Origin of the sequence: Enorma phocaeensis (genome assembly GCF_900186505.1) — a bacterium.
In the GTDB taxonomy this organism is placed as follows: Bacteria; Actinomycetota; Coriobacteriia; order Coriobacteriales; family Coriobacteriaceae; genus Enorma; species Enorma phocaeensis.
Window position 1 is genome coordinate 264994 of sequence record NZ_LT891969.1, and the last position, 17865, is coordinate 282858.

Genomic DNA, 17865 nt, shown 5'->3' on the forward strand with positions numbered 1-17865 from the left:
TTCAGCTCGATAGCAAAAAGGCCAGTCTGTAGGCTGGCCTTTACTGTATATCGGTGGATGGTCGCTGGGATCCTGCGCTACTTCACCGCAGTAAGGAATTTCCTGCGGCTGAAGTAGTTGTACCACGTGACGCAGAACGTCGCGATGATCTTCATCGCCTGATAGGCGATGTTCAGCATGGTGACGCCCACGAACATGAACACATCGGTGAGACCAAGTCCGATGGCGGAGAGGATGGCGAAGATGGTGAACTCGCGCTTGCGGCTCATGTCGTCGCGGTGCGGGAACACGTAGCGCACGCTCAGCGCATAGTTCAGGGCAACGGAGACGGTGAACGAAACGCTCGTGCTCATGAGGTAATCGACGTGGCACAAATCGGTGAGGACCACAAGCAGCAGCCAATCGACCGCAAATGAGATAAGACCCACCACGGCGAATCTGAGGAACTGCTGGGTTCCAGGATTCTTAAGCGTATCGAGCACGCGACCACTCCATCTCGCGAATACAAGCGCATCCTATACGCGTTCGCTTCCATCGCAGCTAGTGACTATAGTCTATCTATAGGGAATATGTAAGCTTGTGTAAGGGTTTCTGCTGAGAACTCAGAAAAACGCGACGAAATCTGCGCAATTTCGAGTCCGGTGCGCGGAGCTTCCGCTATGGCCCCATGCGCCCGCAGGAAGATGTATCCGGTAGCCGATGCACGCCAAGGGTGTCGAAGGCCCCGGTTAAGCCCCGTGTTCCTCGAGAAAGATCTTGCGCGTGACGAAGTTCCACACCATCACGACGGCGGTGGTGATGATCTTCACGAGCCGATAATCGAAGGCGGCAAGCTCCGTGCCTGCCCACATGAGCGCGTCGTTGATGGCAAGGCCGATGACGGACAGCACAACGAAGGTGACGAACTCGCGCGTGCGGCTCATACCTTCGCGATGCTGGAACACATAGCGCATGCTGGCGAGGTAGTTGAACACCACCGAGACGGTGAACGATATCGTTGCCGAGGCGACCGGGTTCATCCCAAAGACTTCGGTGAGAAAGACCATCACGCCGAAATCGATGAAGAACGCGATGACGCCTACCACGCCGAATTTCATGATCTGTGCGACGAGCTTCCCCATGGTGCAACTCTTCCGTGTTAGCTATGCTGCCATCTGGCACTTCGTATCCGAACGACGTATTATAGCCGACTCGCTGCGTTGCGAAGCCCATCTCCACGCAACGCTCCTGGGCGATCGCGCTAGTGCTCCTTGATGAGGCCGGTCCGATACGCATCGAGCAGCATGCGCAGGTCTTGGATCTGCTCGCGGATCTTGGTGCCCGTATCGGTGTCTGCCACCATGATGCGGCGCTCTGCTGCTGCAAACTGCGTGGTCTCGCTACGGATGTCCGCGTTGTGGGTGATAGCCTCGGTCACCGTCCTAAACGCTTCATGGGCTTTCAGGCGCATGCCGCGAGAGCTCGAGATGAGGGTGTAGCCCGCGATGCCCGTCTTGGGATGGTATGCCGTGCAGAACCCCCCGTCGATCACGAGCAGTTTGCCGTCGGCGCGGATGGGCTTCTCGCCGCTGGTGGTCTTTACCGGCGTGTGCCCGTTGATGATATGGCCGCGTTCGGGCTGCACGCCGAACTCGCGCATGATCATGTCGCAACACGCGGGGTCGTGCGTGAGGGTGAAGTAGGGGTCCATGGGCTCGATCCAAGTCGCCTTGTCTTCGATGAACGAGCGCTCGAATGTCTTCACGTTCCGTCCCGAGAGCGGTGATCGGTGCCCGATCCAGAGGTACCACATCCAGTCGAGTGCATCGCGGTCGTGGTCGCGCCAGGCACGCCGCGCGATATGGTCGCAGAAATCCAGGTAGTCGCGGCCTGAGCGCCAGGTACCCTCGCAGTTTACGCTCGCGAAGGTCCCGTCCTCGTTGAGCGGAACGCAGCCATGGAAGAGCAGGTTGTTGTTGCTCACGAGATAGACCGAACCGTGCCGGTAGAGGAAATCGATATGGCTGTGCAGATGATCGGTACCGGTGAACTCGTCTACCAGCTTCTGGACGATGCGGGCTTCCTCGGGCGTGAGCTCGTAGGGGTGTTCGGGGTCGATGGTGGGGAAGTCGCTCGTTATGAGCGGATGGGTCTCGTCTCCGATGGTGACCGTGCCCGCTTCGAGGTCGATCTTGTCGAGGAGGAGCCGGTCTTCCATGTCGAATTCAGGGTGACGATAGATGATCTGGCCCTCGAGCTTGAACAGCAGCACGTCGATGGCCTTCATAAGCGGATCGATTCGCTCGCCGCCGCGGTAGGTCCGGTCTGCAAAGGACACGAGCCCGCGCAGCGAGATGCCGTAGTCGTTCTCGAGGATCTCGTAGTTGTTGTATCGCAGGTTGTTGCGCAGCACCGATACGATGCATGCCGCGTCGCCTGCCGCCGCTCCCATCCAGAGGATGTCATGATTGCCCCACTGGATGTCGGTCCGCTGGTGGACGCAGCTCAGCAAGCGGTCCATGATCTTCGCAGCGCCGCCGCCTCGGTCGAAGATGTCGCCCACCAAGTGGATGTGGTCTACGGCGAGCACCTTGATGAGCTCTGCGAGCGAGTAGATGAACTCCTCTGTGGAATCGGTTTCGAGGATGGAATCGATGATTCGTTCGTGGTACCTCACACGGTAGTTGTTCTCATCCGGGTGGGTGTGGAGCAGCTCGTCGATGATATAGGCGAAATCATGCGGGATGGCCTTGCGTACCTTGGAGCGGGTGTAGCGGCTCGACAGGCGACGTGCGACGGTGATGAGCTGGTCGAGCATGCGCTTGTACCAGGTGGGGGAGTCTTGATGCGCCGCATGGACGAGGGCGATTTTCTCATGTGGGTAGTAGATGAGCGTGCAGAGATTGTCCTTCTCCTCTTCGTTGAGCGTATCGCCGAAGTCCTCGTCCACATGCTCGCGAACAACGCCTGAACAGTTGTTGAGGATGTGCAGGAAGGCTTCGTACTCGCCGTGCACGTCGCTCATGAAGTGCTCGGTTCCCTTGGGAAGGTTCAAGATGGCTTGCAGGTTGATGATCTCGGTGAAGACCGCCTGCTGGTTGGGGAACTGCTGTCCCAGCAGCGAGAGGTACTTGACGGTCTGCTCGGGAGCATCGTGCATGATCATGGGGCCTCCTTGGCTGGGTGCCACGGGTCAGTTGCTGCTTCGAGCGTCCGATGGCGGACGCAGGATGCGCGGTGCCGACCATTATGCCGAGTGGTTATCGAGCCGTCGTGAAGAACGCGCGGGGCGCCTGTGAGCGGTCGGCTACAGGCGCCCCAGCGGCGAAGTATGTGGACGATATGCGGAGCCGCGAAGCTGCCGCGAAGCTGGCGCTACGCGGAGAGCTGCGCCTGGACGCAGGTGATGGCGACGACGCCCACGATGTCGTCTGCCGAGCAGCCGCGCGAGAGATCGTTCACCGGCTTGGCGATGCCCTGCAGGATCGGGCCGTAGGCTTCAGCCTGGCCAAAGCGCTGAACGAGCTTGTAGCCGATGTTGCCGGTCTCGAGGTTGGGGAAGACGAGCACGTTCGCGTGGCCGGCGACCTTGCTCTCGGGTGCCTTGAGCTGCGCCACGCTCGGCACGATGGCGGCGTCGAGCTGCAGGTCGCCGTCGATGGCGAGCTCGGGCGCCTTGTCCTTGGCGAATGCGGTGGCTTCCTGGACCTTCTTGGCGGTGTCGCCGCCCGCGGAGCCCATGGTGGAGTAAGAGAGCATGGCGACCTTGGGCTCGATGTCGCCCATGAAGGTCTTGAACGAGTGGGCGGAGGCGATGGCGATCTCGGAGAGCTCGTCAGAGGTGGGGTCGATATTCAGCCCGCAGTCAGCGAAGACGAGCGTGCCGTCGGCGCCGAACTCAGGCGTCTTGGTGCACATGACCATGAAGGCGGAGACGAGCTTGGTACCAGGGGCGGTCTTGAGGATCTGGAGCGCCGGGCGCAAGGTGTTGGCGGTGGAATGGCAGGCACCCGAGACCAGGCCGTCGGCATCTCCCATCTTGACCATCATGGTGCCGTAGTAGGTTGCGTCCATCATCTGGGCGCGCGCCTGCTCGATGGTGACGCCCTTCTTGGCACGCAGCTCGGCGAACTTCTGGGAGTACGCCTCATGGTTGGGGGCCGTGGGGCTCGTCGGGTCGATGACCTGCGCGCCGGGGACGTCGATCTGGGCAGGGTCGCCGAGGATGACGAGCTTCGCCAGACCCTCCTCAATGATCTTCTTGGCTGCCTCGATCGTGCGCGGATCCTCGCCCTCGGGGAGGACGATCGTCTTGACGTCCGTCTTGGCGGCGGCCTTCATTCGGTTCAGGAAGTCACTCATCAATGCTCCTCATGTCATGGCCCATACACGCGCTCCGTGGGATATCCGCTGCATGCGCGAATCCGCCCCGCGCATTCAGATAATCGACACACGGCGCACCATGTTGAGCTTTCCTTGTGTGACATGACCTATTATATGACCCTGAGCGCTATAATCGCTCTGATAAATGCCCGTATGTCCTCTAGGACATCCGAGAGTAGCCTGCAAGGAGCACATATGGATATCTCGAACGGCCTTCCCGAGACGTTCAACCCCGATTCGTATGACATGATCGTGGTCGGAGCCGGGTACGCCGGAGCGGTGTGCGCCCGCCGTATCGCGGAGAGCGCCGGATTCCGCGTGGCGGTTCTTGAGCGCCGCGACCACATCGCGGGCAATGCCTTTGACCGCTTGAACGAGGACGGCATCCTCATCCACGAGTACGGTCCGCATATCTACCATACCTACAGCGAGCGCGTGCACGAGTTCCTCTCGCGTTTTACCAAGTGGACCGACTACCAGCACAAGGTCCTTGCCAACATCCATGGCACGCTCATGCCCGTGCCCTTCAACCATACGAGCCTGAAGCTCGCCTTCGGCGAGGAGCGCGGCGAGCAGCTCTACCAGAAGCTCGTGGACGCGTTCGGGGCCGATAAGAAGGTCCCCATCATGGAGCTCCGCCAGAAGAACGATCCCGACCTGCAGGAGGTCGCCGATTACGTTTACGAGAACGTCTTCCTCTACTACACCATGAAGCAATGGGGCCAGACGCCCGATGAGATCGACCCGTCGGTCACCGGACGCGTGCCGGTTTTCATCGGCGATGACGACCGCTACTTCCCGCAGGCTCCCTACCAGGGCATGCCCGAGGAGGGCTACACGGTGCTCTTCGAGCATATGCTCGATCACGACCTCATCGATGTGTTCGTGGGCGTTGATGCCCGTGACATCTTCGAGATCGGCGAGACGAACGTCAAGGTCTGCGGCAAGGTCTACGGCGGCGAGATCGTCTACACCGGTCCGCTCGACGAGCTCTTCAACCTCGACCTCGGCGCGCTTCCGTACCGCACGCTCGACATGGTCTTCGAGACCCTCGACCAGGACCAGTTCCAGCCCGTGGGCACCGTGAACTACACCACGAGCGAGGATTTCACGCGCATCACCGAGTTCAAGAACATGACCGGGCAGGTGGTGCCGGGCAAGACCACCATCATGAAGGAGTTTAGCCACGCGTACGAGCCCGGCAGCGGCCAGACTCCGTACTACGCCATCATCGATCCCAAGAACCAGGAGCTCTACGAGCGCTACCTGGAGCGCGTGCAGAACCTCACCAACTTCCATCCGGTGGGCCGTCTCGCCGAGTACCGCTACTACGATATGGATGCGGTGACCGAGTCCGCCCTCGACCTATCCGACGAAATCATTGCCTGCCATGCATAAGATCATCACTTTTGGAATTCCCTGCTACAACTCTGCCGCCGACATGGACCATTGCATCACCTCGATTCTCGAGGGAAGCAACTTCGCTCCCGATGTGGAGATCATCATCGTTGATGACGGCAGCAAGGACGAGACGCCTGCCAAGGCGGACGAGTGGGAGGAGCGCTACCCCGGCATCATCCGCGCCATCCATCAGGAGAACGGCGGCCATGGTATAGCCGTCCTCTCCGGTTTGCGCGAGGCGCAGGGCGTGTACTACAAGGTTGTCGACTCCGATGACTGGCTCGATGCGTCGGCTCTTTCCACGATGCTCACCATCCTGCGCGGCTTTGAGGAGCGCGGCACGCTCGTTGACCTCTTCATCTCGAACTATGTGTACGAGAAGGTGCACGAGGGCAAGCACATGACCATCAGCTACCATGGCGCTCTGCCCCGTAAGAAGATCTTCGGCTGGGATAAGGTCGGTTACTTCCGCCCCGACCAGAATCTGCTCATGCACAGCCTCACCTACCGCACGGAGGTGGTGCGTGAGGCGGACCTGCCGATGCCGCCTCACACGTTCTACGTGGATAACATCTATGCATACGTGCCGTTACCGCTGTGCAAGACCATGTATTACGCGGACATCGACCTCTATCGCTACTTCATTGGCCGTGAGGGCCAGAGCGTGAACGAGGCTACGATGATTCGCCGCCTGGACCAGCAGTTCCGCATCACGCGCATCATGATGAAGGCGTATCATCTCTACACCGACATCAAGGAGGCGCGCCTGAGCTCTTACATGATGGGCTATTTCACCATGATGATGTCCGTCTGCTCCATCTTCTCCAAGCTCTCGGAGGATCCTGAGATGAAGGAGGAGAACAAGCGCATCTGGGCTGAGCTCAAGGAATACGACGAGCGCATGTATCGTCATGCGCGCTGCGGCCTTTTGGGCATCGGGACCAACCTGCCCACCAAGGCTGGCGAGAAGACCTCCATCGCGCTCTATCGCGTGGCGAACAGGATCTTCAAGTTCAACTGACAAAGATGCGAGGGCTTGTTGCGCTCGGGAATCCCTGTAGTAAGGAGCCTGCCCAGCAACATCGAACCGCATGTGAAGGGGCCATCGGAAACCGATGGCCCCTTTTCGGTGTCTGAACCGTGTCAGGCGGTCCCGCCCATCATGTCAAGCGGTCCCGCCCAAAGGCTCGATTCGCGCTAGATGGTAAACACGCCGGTCGCGAGCAGGTAGATCGTTACCACTGCGATGATCATGAGCACGATGGCCAATATAAGTTCCCAGCGCTCGAACGGCTTGTGCTTGTACTCACGGCATGCCATCAGATAGGCGACCATGCCGGGGATGTAGAGGATGCAGCACATCATGAGCAGGTTGACGCCGGCGAGGAGGATGGCGACCACAAGGTAGATGGTGGCGACGAGCCCCAGCACGAGCGAGCCCATCTGTCCCTCATGCCGCTTGGGCCAAGCCCACTTGACCATGTAGGCAGAGGCGAGCGCCCACGAGATGACGATCGCCGCCGTGGTGAGCGAGTAGGCGAATTGGTAGGCGGCGTCGGAGAACAGCACCACGATGCAGAGCAACTGGATCATGAGGCCGGTGGCCATGAGGCAGGCAGTAGGTGCGCCGTGCTTGTTGAACTTGGCGAACAGGCTCGGTACGAGCTCCATCTTTCCGAGGCTGCTCATGGCCTCGGCGGCGAGCATGGTGTAGGAAAGCCAGGCACCCATGATGGAGATCGCAAGGCCGCCCGAGATGAAAGCGCCGCCCCAGGGCCCCACAGCCTCCTGGAAGATGTAGGCCATCGAGGGCGAGCCGAGCTCCATGAGTTCGTCGCGGGTGAGGAAGCCGTACGGCAGCACGGACGCCGCGATGTAGATGATGACGAGCGACACGCAGCCAAGCACGGTCGCGCGAGAGACATCGCTCTTCTTGTTGGCGCGATGCCCCAGCACCGTGGCGCCTTCCATACCAGCGAAGACCCACATCATGACCATGAGGCAATTCACGATCTGCGTGCCCAGGTCTCCCGGCGCCGTCTCACCACCCATGTTGTTGGCGAGCGTGCCCCAGAAATCGGCGGTGAAGACGTCGAAGCTGAAGACGAAGATCATCGTGACGATGAACGCGAAGATGGGGACGAGCTTGCACACCATCACGATGGCGTTAACCACCGAGGCTTCCTCGACACCATGGTTCACGAGCAGGATGATGAACCAGTTGACAACGGACATGAAGATGACCGCGGGCACGGTGAGCTCGCCGGCGAAGGGGGGATAGAAGTAGCCGATCGCCGTGCAGAGCATAACGGCGAAGGCGACGTTCCCGATCCAGGTGGCAAGCCAGTACCCCCAGCCCGAGACGAACCCTACGAACCGGCCGAACCCCTCTTCGGCATACGCGACGATACCGCGGAGGTCCGGGCGGGCGAGCGATAGGCGACCGAACGTGGTGCCCAGCGCGATGAAGCCGACGCCGGTGAGAATCCAGGCCACGATTGCGGCGCCCGGTGCAGCGGCCGCCGAGATGTCGGTCGAGAGCGCGAAAACGCCCGATCCGATGGAAGACGAAATCACGAGGGCGATGAGGCCCATGAGGCCGATGCCTTTATGTGGCGCCTCCGTCGCTGGGGTGGTTTCGGTTGGTGTAGACATATTTGCTCCTTGGTTGCCCTACATGCCAGATGGGGCGATTATGCACAGAAAAATGCAACTTCGGCCCCAATCTATGCAGAATGATAGCTAACCATGAAGCTCCGCGTTGGCGGGTATCCCGCATATTCCGCAAGCGGTGAGGCATCCCGCGCAAATGGCTTGCTCGAGCGCGCGGGTCGCTGCCAGCCCCATCAAGTCGAGGGGGACATCGCACTCGACCATACCCGAGGCGAGGACGTAGATGGTATCGCCATCGTTGGTGGTGTGCGTGGGGCGAATCGTATGCGCATAGGCATCGGCTGCCATCTGGGCGACCTTGGTTGCCTGCGCCTTGGTTAGGCGCGCATCGGTGATGATGCAGGAGATGGTCGTATTGGTGCGGTCGAGCGGCATGGTGAGATTCGCAGCCGATGCAAGCATGTCCTCTTCCATGTCGACGATCTCGACACTATCTGGAGTGGCGCGCATGCCGGCGATCGCCGATCCGGTTGCCGGATCGTAGACGTTGCCGCAGGCATTCACTGCCGCGATGGCACCGACATGGATGTCGCCGATGGCCAAAGCGCGCGCTCCGAGCCCGCCTTTCATGGCGCATGCGGGTCCGCGGAGCTTTCCCACGGTCGCGCCGGTTCCCGCTCCGACGGTTCCCTCGGGGCAAGCGCGGGTTCCGTCGAGGGCGTCCCTCGTGGCGGCTATGCCCGCCTCGATACCAGGTCGCACGGTGCCATCTCCAAAGGCGAGATCGAACAGGCAGCTCGAGCAGACGATGGGGACGCAGGTAGGACCAACGGGCAAGCCGATGCCTCGGTGCTCCAGCTCACGCATTACGCCTGATGCGGCTTCGAGTCCGAATGCCGAGCCACCGGATAGGCAGACGGCATGTACGGTATCGACCGTGTTTTCAGGTTTGAGCAGATCGGTCTCGCGCGAGGCGGGCGCGCCGCCGCGCACATCGACGCCGCCCGTGGCACCATCGGGGGCGACGATGACGGTGCAGCCCGTACCCGCCGTGCGATCGCTCCAGTTGCCGATGGAGAACCCCTTGATATCACGTATGGGGAAGGTTCGGTATGCGTCAGCCATGCTGTTTCCATCCTAGCTAGCGGTTGCTCCAAAAGCGCGCAGGCGACGTACCACCTGCGCGATGGGGAGGCCAACTACCGTGTAGAAGTCCCCCTCGATGCCCTTGACCAGAAGGCGCCCCCCGATACCTTGGATGCCGTATGAACCGGCCTTGTCCATAGGCTCTCCGGTTGCCACGTAGGTGCGAATCTCGCTTTCGGTAAGCGGGTAGAAGGTTACCCGCGTGGTTGAGACGAACGACTCGGCTGTGTCTGGGGCACCGCCCCGTGCGATGCACACGCCTGTTGCCACCTCATGGGTCTTACCCGAGAGGCGCGCAAGCATCCGCTCGGCATCCTGCTCATCGACAGGCTTGCCCAAAACGGTGCCATCGAGCGCGACGACGGTGTCCGCTGCCACGACGAGCTCGCCGGGTTCTGCATCCTTGCGTGCGGCGCACGTCGCTTTCAGGCGCGCAAGGCGCTCGACGAGTGCCGCCGGCGTCTCGTTCTCAAGCATGCTCTCGTCGATGTCGGCGGGAATGACGCGCACATCGAATCCAGCTTCGCGCATGAGCGAGATGCGCCGGGGAGACTGGGATGCAAGGATCATAGCTGGATGCCCTCGCGGACCTTCTGAACGGCCTTTTCGCCCGCGATGTCGCCGAGAACGGCGAGTGCGAAGGGAAGCGCCTGCCCCATGGCGGAGGCCGTGATGATGTTGCCGTCTACGATGACGGTTTTCGCCCCGGCGAAGGTGCCCGCGGGGAAGGCCTTCTCGAAGCCGGGGAAGCAGGTGGCCTGACGACCGACCAGAAGGCCGAGCTCGCCCAAGATGGACGGCGCGGCGCAGATGGCGGCAACATGCTTGGTCGCGGCGAAGCGGCGCACCACGTCGCAGACGCGCTCGTCGCGCCTGAGGTGCAGGGTGCCCGGCATGCCGCCGGGCAGCACGACGTAATCGTACTCGTCAAAATCAACCTCATCGAAGGTGTAGTCGCATACGATGTCGATCTGCTGGGAGCTCACGGCATCGCGGGTGGGTTGGATTGAGACGAGCGACACGCGCACGCCTCCCCGGCGCAGGACATCGACGATGGTGAGGCACTCGATGGTCTCGAACCCATCGGCGACCAAAACGGCAACGGCACTCATGGAGATTCCTTCCCTTAGACGACGCATCCCATCACTTATACCCACGAGCATGGGCGATTTGACCGCTGTCCGAGCGTCAAATTCCGCGGCCTTGGTGCCGCGTTGCACGACTCCGCTACCGCTTGCGCGAGAGGTGCACGACGGTTTCGCAATGGAACGTTTCCGGGAAGAGGTCTACCGGGGTGATGGTTACCGGCTCGAAGACGTCTCGCTCGGCAAAGCGCGCAAGGTCGCGTGCGAGCGTTGCGGGGTCGCATGAAACGTAGGCTACATCGCGAGCGGAGGTGTCCGAGATGAGCTCGACTGCCTCGGGGTCTAGGCCCGCACGAGGAGGGTCGACCACGAGTACGTCCACCTCGTCGGCGGGGAACTCGCGTACGGCATCCCCACCGATCGCATCAACGTTGTCGAGTCTGGCGCGTTCGAGGTTGCGTCTGAGGTCGCGCACGGCGGGGCCATACGATTCCACCGCTGAAACCCAGGCGCAGCGCCGTGCGAGCGGTAGGGTGAACGTGCCCGCGCCGCAATACAGGTCGCAAGCGACGTCGTCCTCTCCGGGATTCAGCGCATCCATCACAAGCTCGATCAAGATTTCCGCTGCGGCGGTATTGACTTGGAAGAACGACGGGGCGGAGACGCACATTACCTCGGATCCGATTCGCTCGGTCCATGACCCTTGGCCGGCAAGCAGCTCGTTTTTCACCACGCGCCTGGCTTTGCGCTCGCCCTTGGTCATGACGCGCACGATGCTCGTTGGTTTCAGGGCATCCTCGAGCACGCGGGCGACATGAGCGCGCGGGAAGCCCCCCGTTGGGGTCCAGAGCGCCACTTCGAGCGCTTTGGTGCGCCGGCTGGCGCGTACCCCTACGCGTTCGAGAGAAAGATCGCGCGAGTTGCCAAGGTAGGAGAGAGCGCCTGCCGCGGATTTGAGCGCTTTTGGGAATGCCTTCTCGAACAACGGGCACCGATCGATTCTGATGATTTGATCGGGATCGAGGCCGTGCATGCCGAGAACGACATGGCCGTTTTCCCCGCGCACGGCGAGCTCGATCTTGTTGCGATACCCCCAGGCATCTTCGGTGTGCCGTATGGGCCGAACGAGCCGATCGATATCGTCGGCGGAGAATCTGCCGATGCGTGCGAGTGCCGAGCGGAGATTCTCCGATTTGGCGGCAAGTTGGTCTTCGCGCCTGAGCGCACCCCAGGGGCAGCCGCCGCAAAGCCCCACGAAGGGGCATGGGGGCTGGATGCGGTTGGGGGAGAGTTCGATGATCCTCTCCACATGCGCGCGCGCGAACGTAGGACCCTCGGTGTCGATCGTCGCCTCTACGACATCGCCGGCCACCGCGCCCGTGACGAAGACGGTCTTTCCTTCCGCGGTGCGGGCGATGGCATCTGGTCCATAGGCCATTCGTTCGACGGTCAGTTGCATGCGGCCCCTTTCTCGCTGCTCGGCCTACCAGTGTACCCGAAGGGACCGACCTGCGCGAAGACCTAGCGGCGACGCTCCTTGGGGGAGCCTATCAGGAGCGTTTTGATACCGAGTCCGATCAGGGCGAGACCCGAGCGGACGCGCCCTGGCTTGCGCTTAGCAAGCGTGGTGCTCTTGGCTGCATGATGGTCGATGGGGGCCTCATGTGCCTCGGGCTCGGGTTCGATGAGGGTGGCGCACACGGCGGTCTCCCGAGCAGCAGGCTCCGGAGCAACCGGTGCCCCCGCAGACGCGGGAGGCGTCTGCTCCGCTGCCTCATCCATCTGGCTTTGCGGGGGAGTGACCGGTGCCGGTGCGGTGGGCCTCATCTGCTCCAGTTGCCGCGCTACGGTCTGGGCCGCAGCATCGAGAACCGCTGAGGCGGCATCGTAATCCGGCACGGGCTGCTCGATCGCTTGCCGGCGCTCCTGCTTGCGCGCAGCACGCTCGGCTTCCGCCGCATCCGCTGCACGGGCGTAGGCATGCTTGAGGAGGTATTCCTGCGAGTTGAAGGGCATCTCGTCGGCATTGCGCGAGACAACCTCCCAGGTTCCCCTGTTCGAGAGGGTGCGCGCTTTCACGTTGTCGTTCAATTGCGCATGCATGTACTCCTGCACCATGGCGCGGCATGCAGGATCGAGCACGGGGTAGGCGATCTCGACGCGATGCTCGGTGTTGCGGGTCATCATGTCGGCGGAAGAGAGGTAGACGATGTCGTTTTCCACACCGAAGGAATAGACGCGCGCATGTTCGAGGAAACGGCCGACGATGGAGCGGATGTGCACGTTTTCGGTTTTGCATGCGACGTCGGGTAGCAGGCAGGAGATTCCGCGGATGATCATCTGCACGTCGACGCCAGCCTGGCTTGCCTCGGCGATCTTGTCGATGACCTCGCGGTCGGTGAGCGAGTTCATCTTGAAGAAGACGCGCGCGGGCAGCCCCTCTCGAGCGCGGTCGATTTCGCGGTTGAGGCCGTTCATGATGAGCGGCTTGAGTCCCGCCGGCGCGACGCCCAGGTAGCGGTAGTCACCGGAGAGGTTGCCGAGCGAGAGGTTGCGGAAGAACGCGTTCGCATCCTCGCCGATGCCGGGATGCGCGGTCATGAGCATGAAGTCCGAGTAGAGCTTCGCGGTCTTCTCATTGAAGTTGCCGGTGCCAAGCAGCGTCAGGCGGGTGAGCGCCATGCCGTCGCGATAGGTTATCTGGCAGATCTTGGAATGGCACTTGAAGCCCTCGGAGCCGTAGATGACGGTGCAGCCCGCCTCCTCGAGGCGCTCTGCCCACTCGATGTTGTTCTGCTCGTCGAAGCGGGCGCGGAGCTCCATGAGGACGGTGACCTCCTTGCCGTTTTCCGCAGCATCGATGAGCGACTCGCACAGCCTCGACTGCTTTGCCACGCGGTAGAGCGTGATCTTCATCGAGATGCACGAGTCATCGAAAGCGGCTTCGTGCATGAGGTCGAGCAGGGGGTTCATGGACTCGTATGGATAGAACAGCAGCTTATCGCCTGCGATGACTTGGTCGCGAATGGACCTACCCGACTTGAACATGGGGCTTGGCTGGGGTTTGAACGGGGCGAAAAGCAGCTCGCTGCGAGCGGGCTCGGGCAGATGGCCCTCGACGCTGTAGATATAGCTGAGGTCAAGAGGGGTGGTGTAGTGGAGGACCGAATGAGCGGCGAGGCCGAGCGACTTGCGGATGGATTTGAGCGTCGCGGGTTCTAGGTCCCCGAGCACTTGGAGGGCGACGGGCTGGAGGCGCAAGCGCTTCTTCAGGATACGCTTCATATGCTGGCGGTAGTCCTCGTCCTCTTCGACGCCCTCGCCGTCCGGGTCGATGTCGGCGTTGCGCGTGACGCGCACGACCGCGCACCCAGCCGGCAGATACGAGCCGAAGCAACTCGTTATGCAGGTCAAGATCACATCCTCGAGGAGAATATAGCGATACGCGCCGTCCTTTGAGGGCATGGCGACCACGCGATTCATCGAAGTGGGAACCTCGATGAGGCCGAGGAGGTTCTCCTCCTCGTCGCTTTCGAGCGAGCAGACAAGATAGAGCGCCGCGTTCCTGAGGTTGGGGAAGGGGTGACGCGGGTCGATCACGAGCGGGGATATGACGGGCGAGACGTAGGATTGGAAGTAGCGCTCGACGAAGGTGCGATCTTCGCCCGCTAGCTCGTTCGGGACGACGCGGAAGACCCGATGCTTCTCCAGTTCGTCTTCTATCGCGGCAACGATGTCGTTCTGCTTTTTGATGAGCGGCGGTAGCGTCTTGAACACGAGGTCGATTTGCTCGGACGGGGTGAGGTTGCTTTTGTTGTCTACGGGCTGCCGTTTGAGCGTGGCGAGGTCGGAGAGTCCGCCTACGCGGATCATGAAGAACTCATCGAGGTTGGATTGGAAGATCGCTGCGAAGTTGAGGCGTTCAAAGAGGGGGACGGTCTCGTCGTAGGCTTCATCGAGAACGCGTTCGTCGAAACGCAGCCAGCTCAGCTCGCGGTTTTGCGTGTAGGAGAAGTCGTAGCGCTCAGCTCGCTCGATACCCTCTGCTTTGCGCTGCTTGCGAGACGCCTTAGTTCTTTTCTCTTCTTTTGATGCCATGGTTCATTGCTCCGTTCCTACGGTTCCCGTCTGATGCGGGGCACACGTTTCCCCCAGTATAGGTTCTTTCGTTTATAAGCGAGTGCGCAACGCGGGGAGCCCTCAATTCGAAAGCTTTATGAAGTGCTTACGCATGGACGCTTGCGGACCGCGCCGATGAGCGGTAGGTTGCGCGTTGCGAACGGTCGTCAAAGATTGAAAATTGAATAAACTCGGTTATTAAATGAATACAAAATTGGTATTTAAGATGTCATGAAACAACATTGGTCGCTACATAGATTAAGTAATAATATGCATTACAACTTGTATAATATCCATTCTGATAGCTCTTAATGAAGAATGAATCTATTATTTCCGCACGTAAGCGCTTTAACGAAATAAAGTGGTAATCCGAGATATGTTTCGCAATATACCGTTCCCCCGCTCTTTGGTACCGTTGGCGGAACTAGGGTACAGATTTTAGAAAAATGGATATATCTATGTTGTGTGCATACCGCATCGTGCGTTGTGCACGGTGCGTAGGCGGTCGCGCAAGCGGCCAAGGTAGAAAGGTAGGAGGACATGACGAAAGGCTTGCACGTAACGAGCGAGATTGGGCAGCTAAAGAAGGTTTGCCTGCATCGTCCCGGCGATGAGCTGCTCAACTTGCCGCCCGACGAGCTCGAGCGCCTGCTCTTCGACGACGTTCCGTTCCTGGAGGTCGCCCAGCAGGAGCACGATCGCTTCGCGGAGATCCTGCGCGAGCAGGGTGTCGAGGTGCTGTATCTCGAGAAGCTCGTTGCCGAGGCGTTCGACGCCGTCCCTGAGGCTCGTGCTGAGTTCCAAGAGCAGTGGCTTGCGGAGGCCGGCATCAAGGGCAAGATGGCCCCGGCTGCCATCACCGAGCTGCTCGACTCCATCACCGACAACCTCGAGTACGTCAAGAAGACCATGGCCGGCATCACTAAGGCCGAGGTCGAGCTGCCCCATGCCAGCTCCGTCACGCTCGATTCCCTGGTGAACGTCGAGACCGAGAGCGATCTTCTGGTCGACCCGATGCCGAACCTCTACTTCACCCGCGACCCGTTCGCGGTCGTTGGCACCGGCGTCAACCTCAACCGCATGTATTCGGTCACGCGTAACCGCGAGACGCTGTATGGCAAGTACATCTTCAAGTATCACCCTGATTACAAGGATGTCTCGCTGTACTTCCGTCGCGACGCCTCCTTCCACACCGAGGGCGGCGACGTCCTGAACATCAACGACCATACTATCGCCGTCGGCATTTCGCAGCGCACCCAGGCTGCCGCCATCGACGTCATGGCTCAGAACATGTTCTGGAACTCCGACTCCAAGATCGACACGATCCTTGCGTTCAACATCCCCGTGTCCCGTGCCTTCATGCACCTCGACACCGTGTTCACGCAGATCGACGTCGACAAGTTCACCATCCATCCGGCGATCATGGGCACGCTCCAGGTGTTCAAGCTCACCCCGGGCAAGAACCCCGGCGAGGTCGAGATCTCCGAGATGAACGACACGCTCGAGCACATCCTTGCCAAGGCGCTCGGCATCGACGCCGTCAAGCTGATCCCCTGCGGTGGCGGCGATCCGATCGCAGCCGCTCGCGAGCAGTGGAACGATGGTTCCAACACGCTCGCCGTCGCCCCCGGCAAGATCTGCGTCTATCAGCGCAACAACGTCACCAACGATGTCCTCTACAAGGAGGGCATGGAGCTGCTCGTCGTGCCTTCGGCCGAGCTCTCCCGTGGCCGTGGCGGCCCGCGCTGCATGAGCATGCCGTTCTGGCGCGAGGACCTCTAGTCCGTCTGTCGGTACGGTCCATGCCCCATCGATCTACGATGGGTGCTCAGGATCGATGAGTTGTAGTATCGGGTGCGGCGATAAGCGCGAAGCGACGCGCCGCACCCGCTAGGTGTTTCGAGTATCGGTGGCGCCCAAACGCGTTTTGCGAAACGGCGTGTCTCTCCTCTCATCATAAGGTGCCGGCGAGCTCGTCACATCTCGGCAGGATCACGCTGTGCTCTTGCCATCAAGACGGATGGGGCGCATCGCGCCCCGTGCACGGATTCGAACGAAAGGAACGAACCATGGGTGTTAACCTCTCCGGCCGCAGCTTCCTGCGCCTGCTCGACTTCTCCACTGAGGAGATCGAGTACATGCTGAAGCTCTCCAAGAACTTCAAGGACCTCAAGCGCACCGGCACCCCGCATCGCTACCTCGAGGGCAAGAACATCGTCCTGCTGTTCCAGAAGACCTCCACGCGCACCCGCTGCGCCTTCGAGGTCGGCGCCATGGACCTCGGCATGGGCGTGACCTACCTGGATCCCGGCTCGTCCCAGATGGGCAAGAAGGAGTCCATCGAGGACACCGCCCGCGTGCTCGGCCGCATGTACGACGGCATTGAGTTCCGTGGCTTCGCCCAGGAGGACGTCGAGGAGCTCGCCGCTAAGTCCGGCGTGCCGGTATGGAACGGCCTCACCGATCTGTGGCATCCCACCCAGATGCTCGCTGACATCCTGACCGTTCAGGAGAACTTCAACTACGACATCAAGGGCAAGACCCTCGTGTTCATGGGCGATGCCAAGAACAACGTCGCCCGCTCCCTCATGGTGGTGTGCGCCAAGCTCGGCATGAATTTCGTTGCTTGCGGCCCCAAGGAGTGCATGCCCGCCGATGACGTCATCGAGGCCTGCAAGCCCATCGCTGCTGCAAACAACTGCACCATCACCCTCACCGAGGATCCGAAGGCCGCCTGCACCGGAGCCCACGTCATCTACACCGACGTGTGGGTCTCCATGGGCGAGCCTGACGAGGTCTGGACCGAGCGCATCAAGCAGCTCGAGGCCTACCGCGTTACGCAGGAGCTCATGGACCTTGCCGATCCTTCGGCCATCTTCCTGCACTGCCTGCCTTCCTTCCATGACACCAACACCACCATCGGCAAGGACATCGCCGAGAAGTTCGGTGTCACCGAGATGGAGGTCACCGACGAGGTCTTCGAGGGCCCGCAGTCCAAGGTCTTCGACGAGGCCGAGAACCGTATGCACACCATCAAGGCTGTGATGTACGCGACCTTGAAGTAGGTTCTGCGTTCGGGCGGGCGTGGGGGCGTCCGCCCGAACCATTGCGGAGCAACTCCGCGATAGCCACAGGCTGA

Annotated in this window: 14 protein-coding genes; 4 read left to right on the forward strand and 10 right to left on the reverse strand. The window is 60.9% G+C overall.

Annotated elements, in window-relative coordinates; all coding sequences use genetic code 11:
- Positions 1-77: 77 nt before the first annotated feature.
- The 4 genes from C1717_RS04155 to pta all read right to left on the reverse strand — a co-directional run bounded on the left by C1717_RS04155 (position 78) and on the right by pta (position 4341).
- A complete protein-coding gene (locus C1717_RS04155) occupies positions 78-482 on the reverse strand; it encodes a GtrA family protein (protein ID WP_102371972.1) in 405 nt (134 codons plus the stop codon).
- 246 nt (positions 483-728) lie between these two features.
- Positions 729-1121: a GtrA family protein gene (locus C1717_RS04160; protein ID WP_102371973.1), complete on the reverse strand. Its 393-nt coding sequence runs from the start codon at positions 1119-1121 to the stop codon at positions 729-731.
- 119 nt (positions 1122-1240) lie between these two features.
- Positions 1241-3145 carry a fructose-1,6-bisphosphatase gene (locus C1717_RS04165; RefSeq protein WP_102371974.1) on the reverse strand — a complete coding sequence of 635 codons (1905 nt, stop codon included), beginning with the start codon at positions 3143-3145 and terminating at the stop codon, positions 1241-1243.
- Between the two features lie 209 nt (positions 3146-3354).
- Entirely contained in the window at positions 3355-4341 is a 987-nt protein-coding gene (pta, locus tag C1717_RS04170) for a phosphate acetyltransferase (RefSeq protein WP_102371975.1), read from the reverse strand.
- Positions 4342-4557: 216 nt separating this feature from the next.
- On the opposite strand from pta, the gene glf reads away from it, so the two are divergent.
- Both glf and C1717_RS04180 read left to right on the forward strand, forming a co-directional pair.
- Positions 4558-5760 carry a UDP-galactopyranose mutase gene (glf, locus tag C1717_RS04175; protein ID WP_102371976.1) on the forward strand — a complete coding sequence of 401 codons (1203 nt, stop codon included), beginning with the start codon at positions 4558-4560 and terminating at the stop codon, positions 5758-5760.
- Positions 5753-6784, forward strand: coding sequence for a glycosyltransferase family 2 protein (locus tag C1717_RS04180; protein WP_102371977.1), 1032 nt, complete (start codon positions 5753-5755; stop codon positions 6782-6784). The genes glf and C1717_RS04180 overlap by 8 nt, the downstream gene beginning before the upstream one ends.
- A 176-nt stretch (positions 6785-6960) precedes the next feature.
- Here C1717_RS04180 and C1717_RS04185 read toward each other — a convergent pair whose 3' ends face one another.
- The 6 genes from C1717_RS04185 to ppk1 all read right to left on the reverse strand — a co-directional run bounded on the left by C1717_RS04185 (position 6961) and on the right by ppk1 (position 14705).
- On the reverse strand, positions 6961-8418 hold the full coding sequence (locus tag C1717_RS04185) for a basic amino acid/polyamine antiporter (protein WP_102371978.1): 1458 nt from the start codon (positions 8416-8418) through the stop codon (positions 6961-6963).
- 87 nt (positions 8419-8505) lie between these two features.
- Entirely contained in the window at positions 8506-9501 is a 996-nt protein-coding gene (locus C1717_RS04190; protein ID WP_102371979.1) for a P1 family peptidase, read from the reverse strand.
- Positions 9502-9513: 12 nt separating this feature from the next.
- Positions 9514-10092, reverse strand: a complete 579-nt coding sequence (locus C1717_RS04195) for a Maf family protein (protein WP_102371980.1) — start codon at positions 10090-10092, stop codon at positions 9514-9516.
- Positions 10089-10634 (reverse strand): DJ-1 family glyoxalase III, encoded by a 546-nt coding sequence (locus C1717_RS04200; protein WP_102371981.1) that lies wholly within the window; start codon positions 10632-10634, stop codon positions 10089-10091. The genes C1717_RS04195 and C1717_RS04200 overlap by 4 nt, the downstream gene beginning before the upstream one ends.
- A gap of 115 nt (positions 10635-10749) precedes the next feature.
- Positions 10750-12066 (reverse strand): 23S rRNA (uracil(1939)-C(5))-methyltransferase RlmD, encoded by a 1317-nt coding sequence (rlmD, locus tag C1717_RS04205; RefSeq protein WP_102371982.1) that lies wholly within the window; start codon positions 12064-12066, stop codon positions 10750-10752.
- A gap of 62 nt (positions 12067-12128) precedes the next feature.
- Positions 12129-14705, reverse strand: a complete 2577-nt coding sequence (gene ppk1 / locus C1717_RS04210; RefSeq protein ID WP_102371983.1) for a polyphosphate kinase 1 — start codon at positions 14703-14705, stop codon at positions 12129-12131.
- Between the two features lie 561 nt (positions 14706-15266).
- Here ppk1 and arcA point away from each other — a divergent pair.
- Entirely contained in the window at positions 15267-16508 is a 1242-nt protein-coding gene (arcA, locus tag C1717_RS04215; RefSeq protein WP_102371984.1) for an arginine deiminase, read from the forward strand.
- Positions 16509-16795: 287 nt separating this feature from the next.
- Complete coding sequence (gene argF / locus C1717_RS04220) at positions 16796-17791, forward strand: ornithine carbamoyltransferase (protein ID WP_102371985.1); 996 nt, start codon at positions 16796-16798, stop codon at positions 17789-17791.
- The last annotated feature ends 74 nt before the right edge of the window (positions 17792-17865 follow it).

Excerpts from the sequence above, each read along its gene's own strand:
- C1717_RS04160 (WP_102371973.1), bottom strand. The coding sequence starts at position 1,121 with ATGGGGAAGCTCGTCGCACAGATCATGAAATTCGGCGTGGTAGGCGTC.
- C1717_RS04165 (WP_102371974.1), bottom strand. The coding sequence starts at position 3,145 with ATGATCATGCACGATGCTCCCGAGCAGACCGTCAAGTACCTCTCGCTG.
- pta (WP_102371975.1), bottom strand. The coding sequence starts at position 4,341 with ATGAGTGACTTCCTGAACCGAATGAAGGCCGCCGCCAAGACGGACGTC.
- glf (WP_102371976.1), top strand. The coding sequence starts at position 4,558 with ATGGATATCTCGAACGGCCTTCCCGAGACGTTCAACCCCGATTCGTAT.
- C1717_RS04180 (WP_102371977.1), top strand. The coding sequence starts at position 5,753 with ATGCATAAGATCATCACTTTTGGAATTCCCTGCTACAACTCTGCCGCC.
- C1717_RS04185 (WP_102371978.1), bottom strand. The coding sequence starts at position 8,418 with ATGTCTACACCAACCGAAACCACCCCAGCGACGGAGGCGCCACATAAA.
- C1717_RS04190 (WP_102371979.1), bottom strand. The coding sequence starts at position 9,501 with ATGGCTGACGCATACCGAACCTTCCCCATACGTGATATCAAGGGGTTC.
- C1717_RS04195 (WP_102371980.1), bottom strand. The coding sequence starts at position 10,092 with ATGATCCTTGCATCCCAGTCTCCCCGGCGCATCTCGCTCATGCGCGAA.
- C1717_RS04200 (WP_102371981.1), bottom strand. The coding sequence starts at position 10,634 with ATGAGTGCCGTTGCCGTTTTGGTCGCCGATGGGTTCGAGACCATCGAG.
- rlmD (WP_102371982.1), bottom strand. The coding sequence starts at position 12,066 with ATGCAACTGACCGTCGAACGAATGGCCTATGGACCAGATGCCATCGCC.
- ppk1 (WP_102371983.1), bottom strand. The coding sequence starts at position 14,705 with ATGGCATCAAAAGAAGAGAAAAGAACTAAGGCGTCTCGCAAGCAGCGC.
- arcA (WP_102371984.1), top strand. The coding sequence starts at position 15,267 with ATGACGAAAGGCTTGCACGTAACGAGCGAGATTGGGCAGCTAAAGAAG.
- argF (WP_102371985.1), top strand. The coding sequence starts at position 16,796 with ATGGGTGTTAACCTCTCCGGCCGCAGCTTCCTGCGCCTGCTCGACTTC.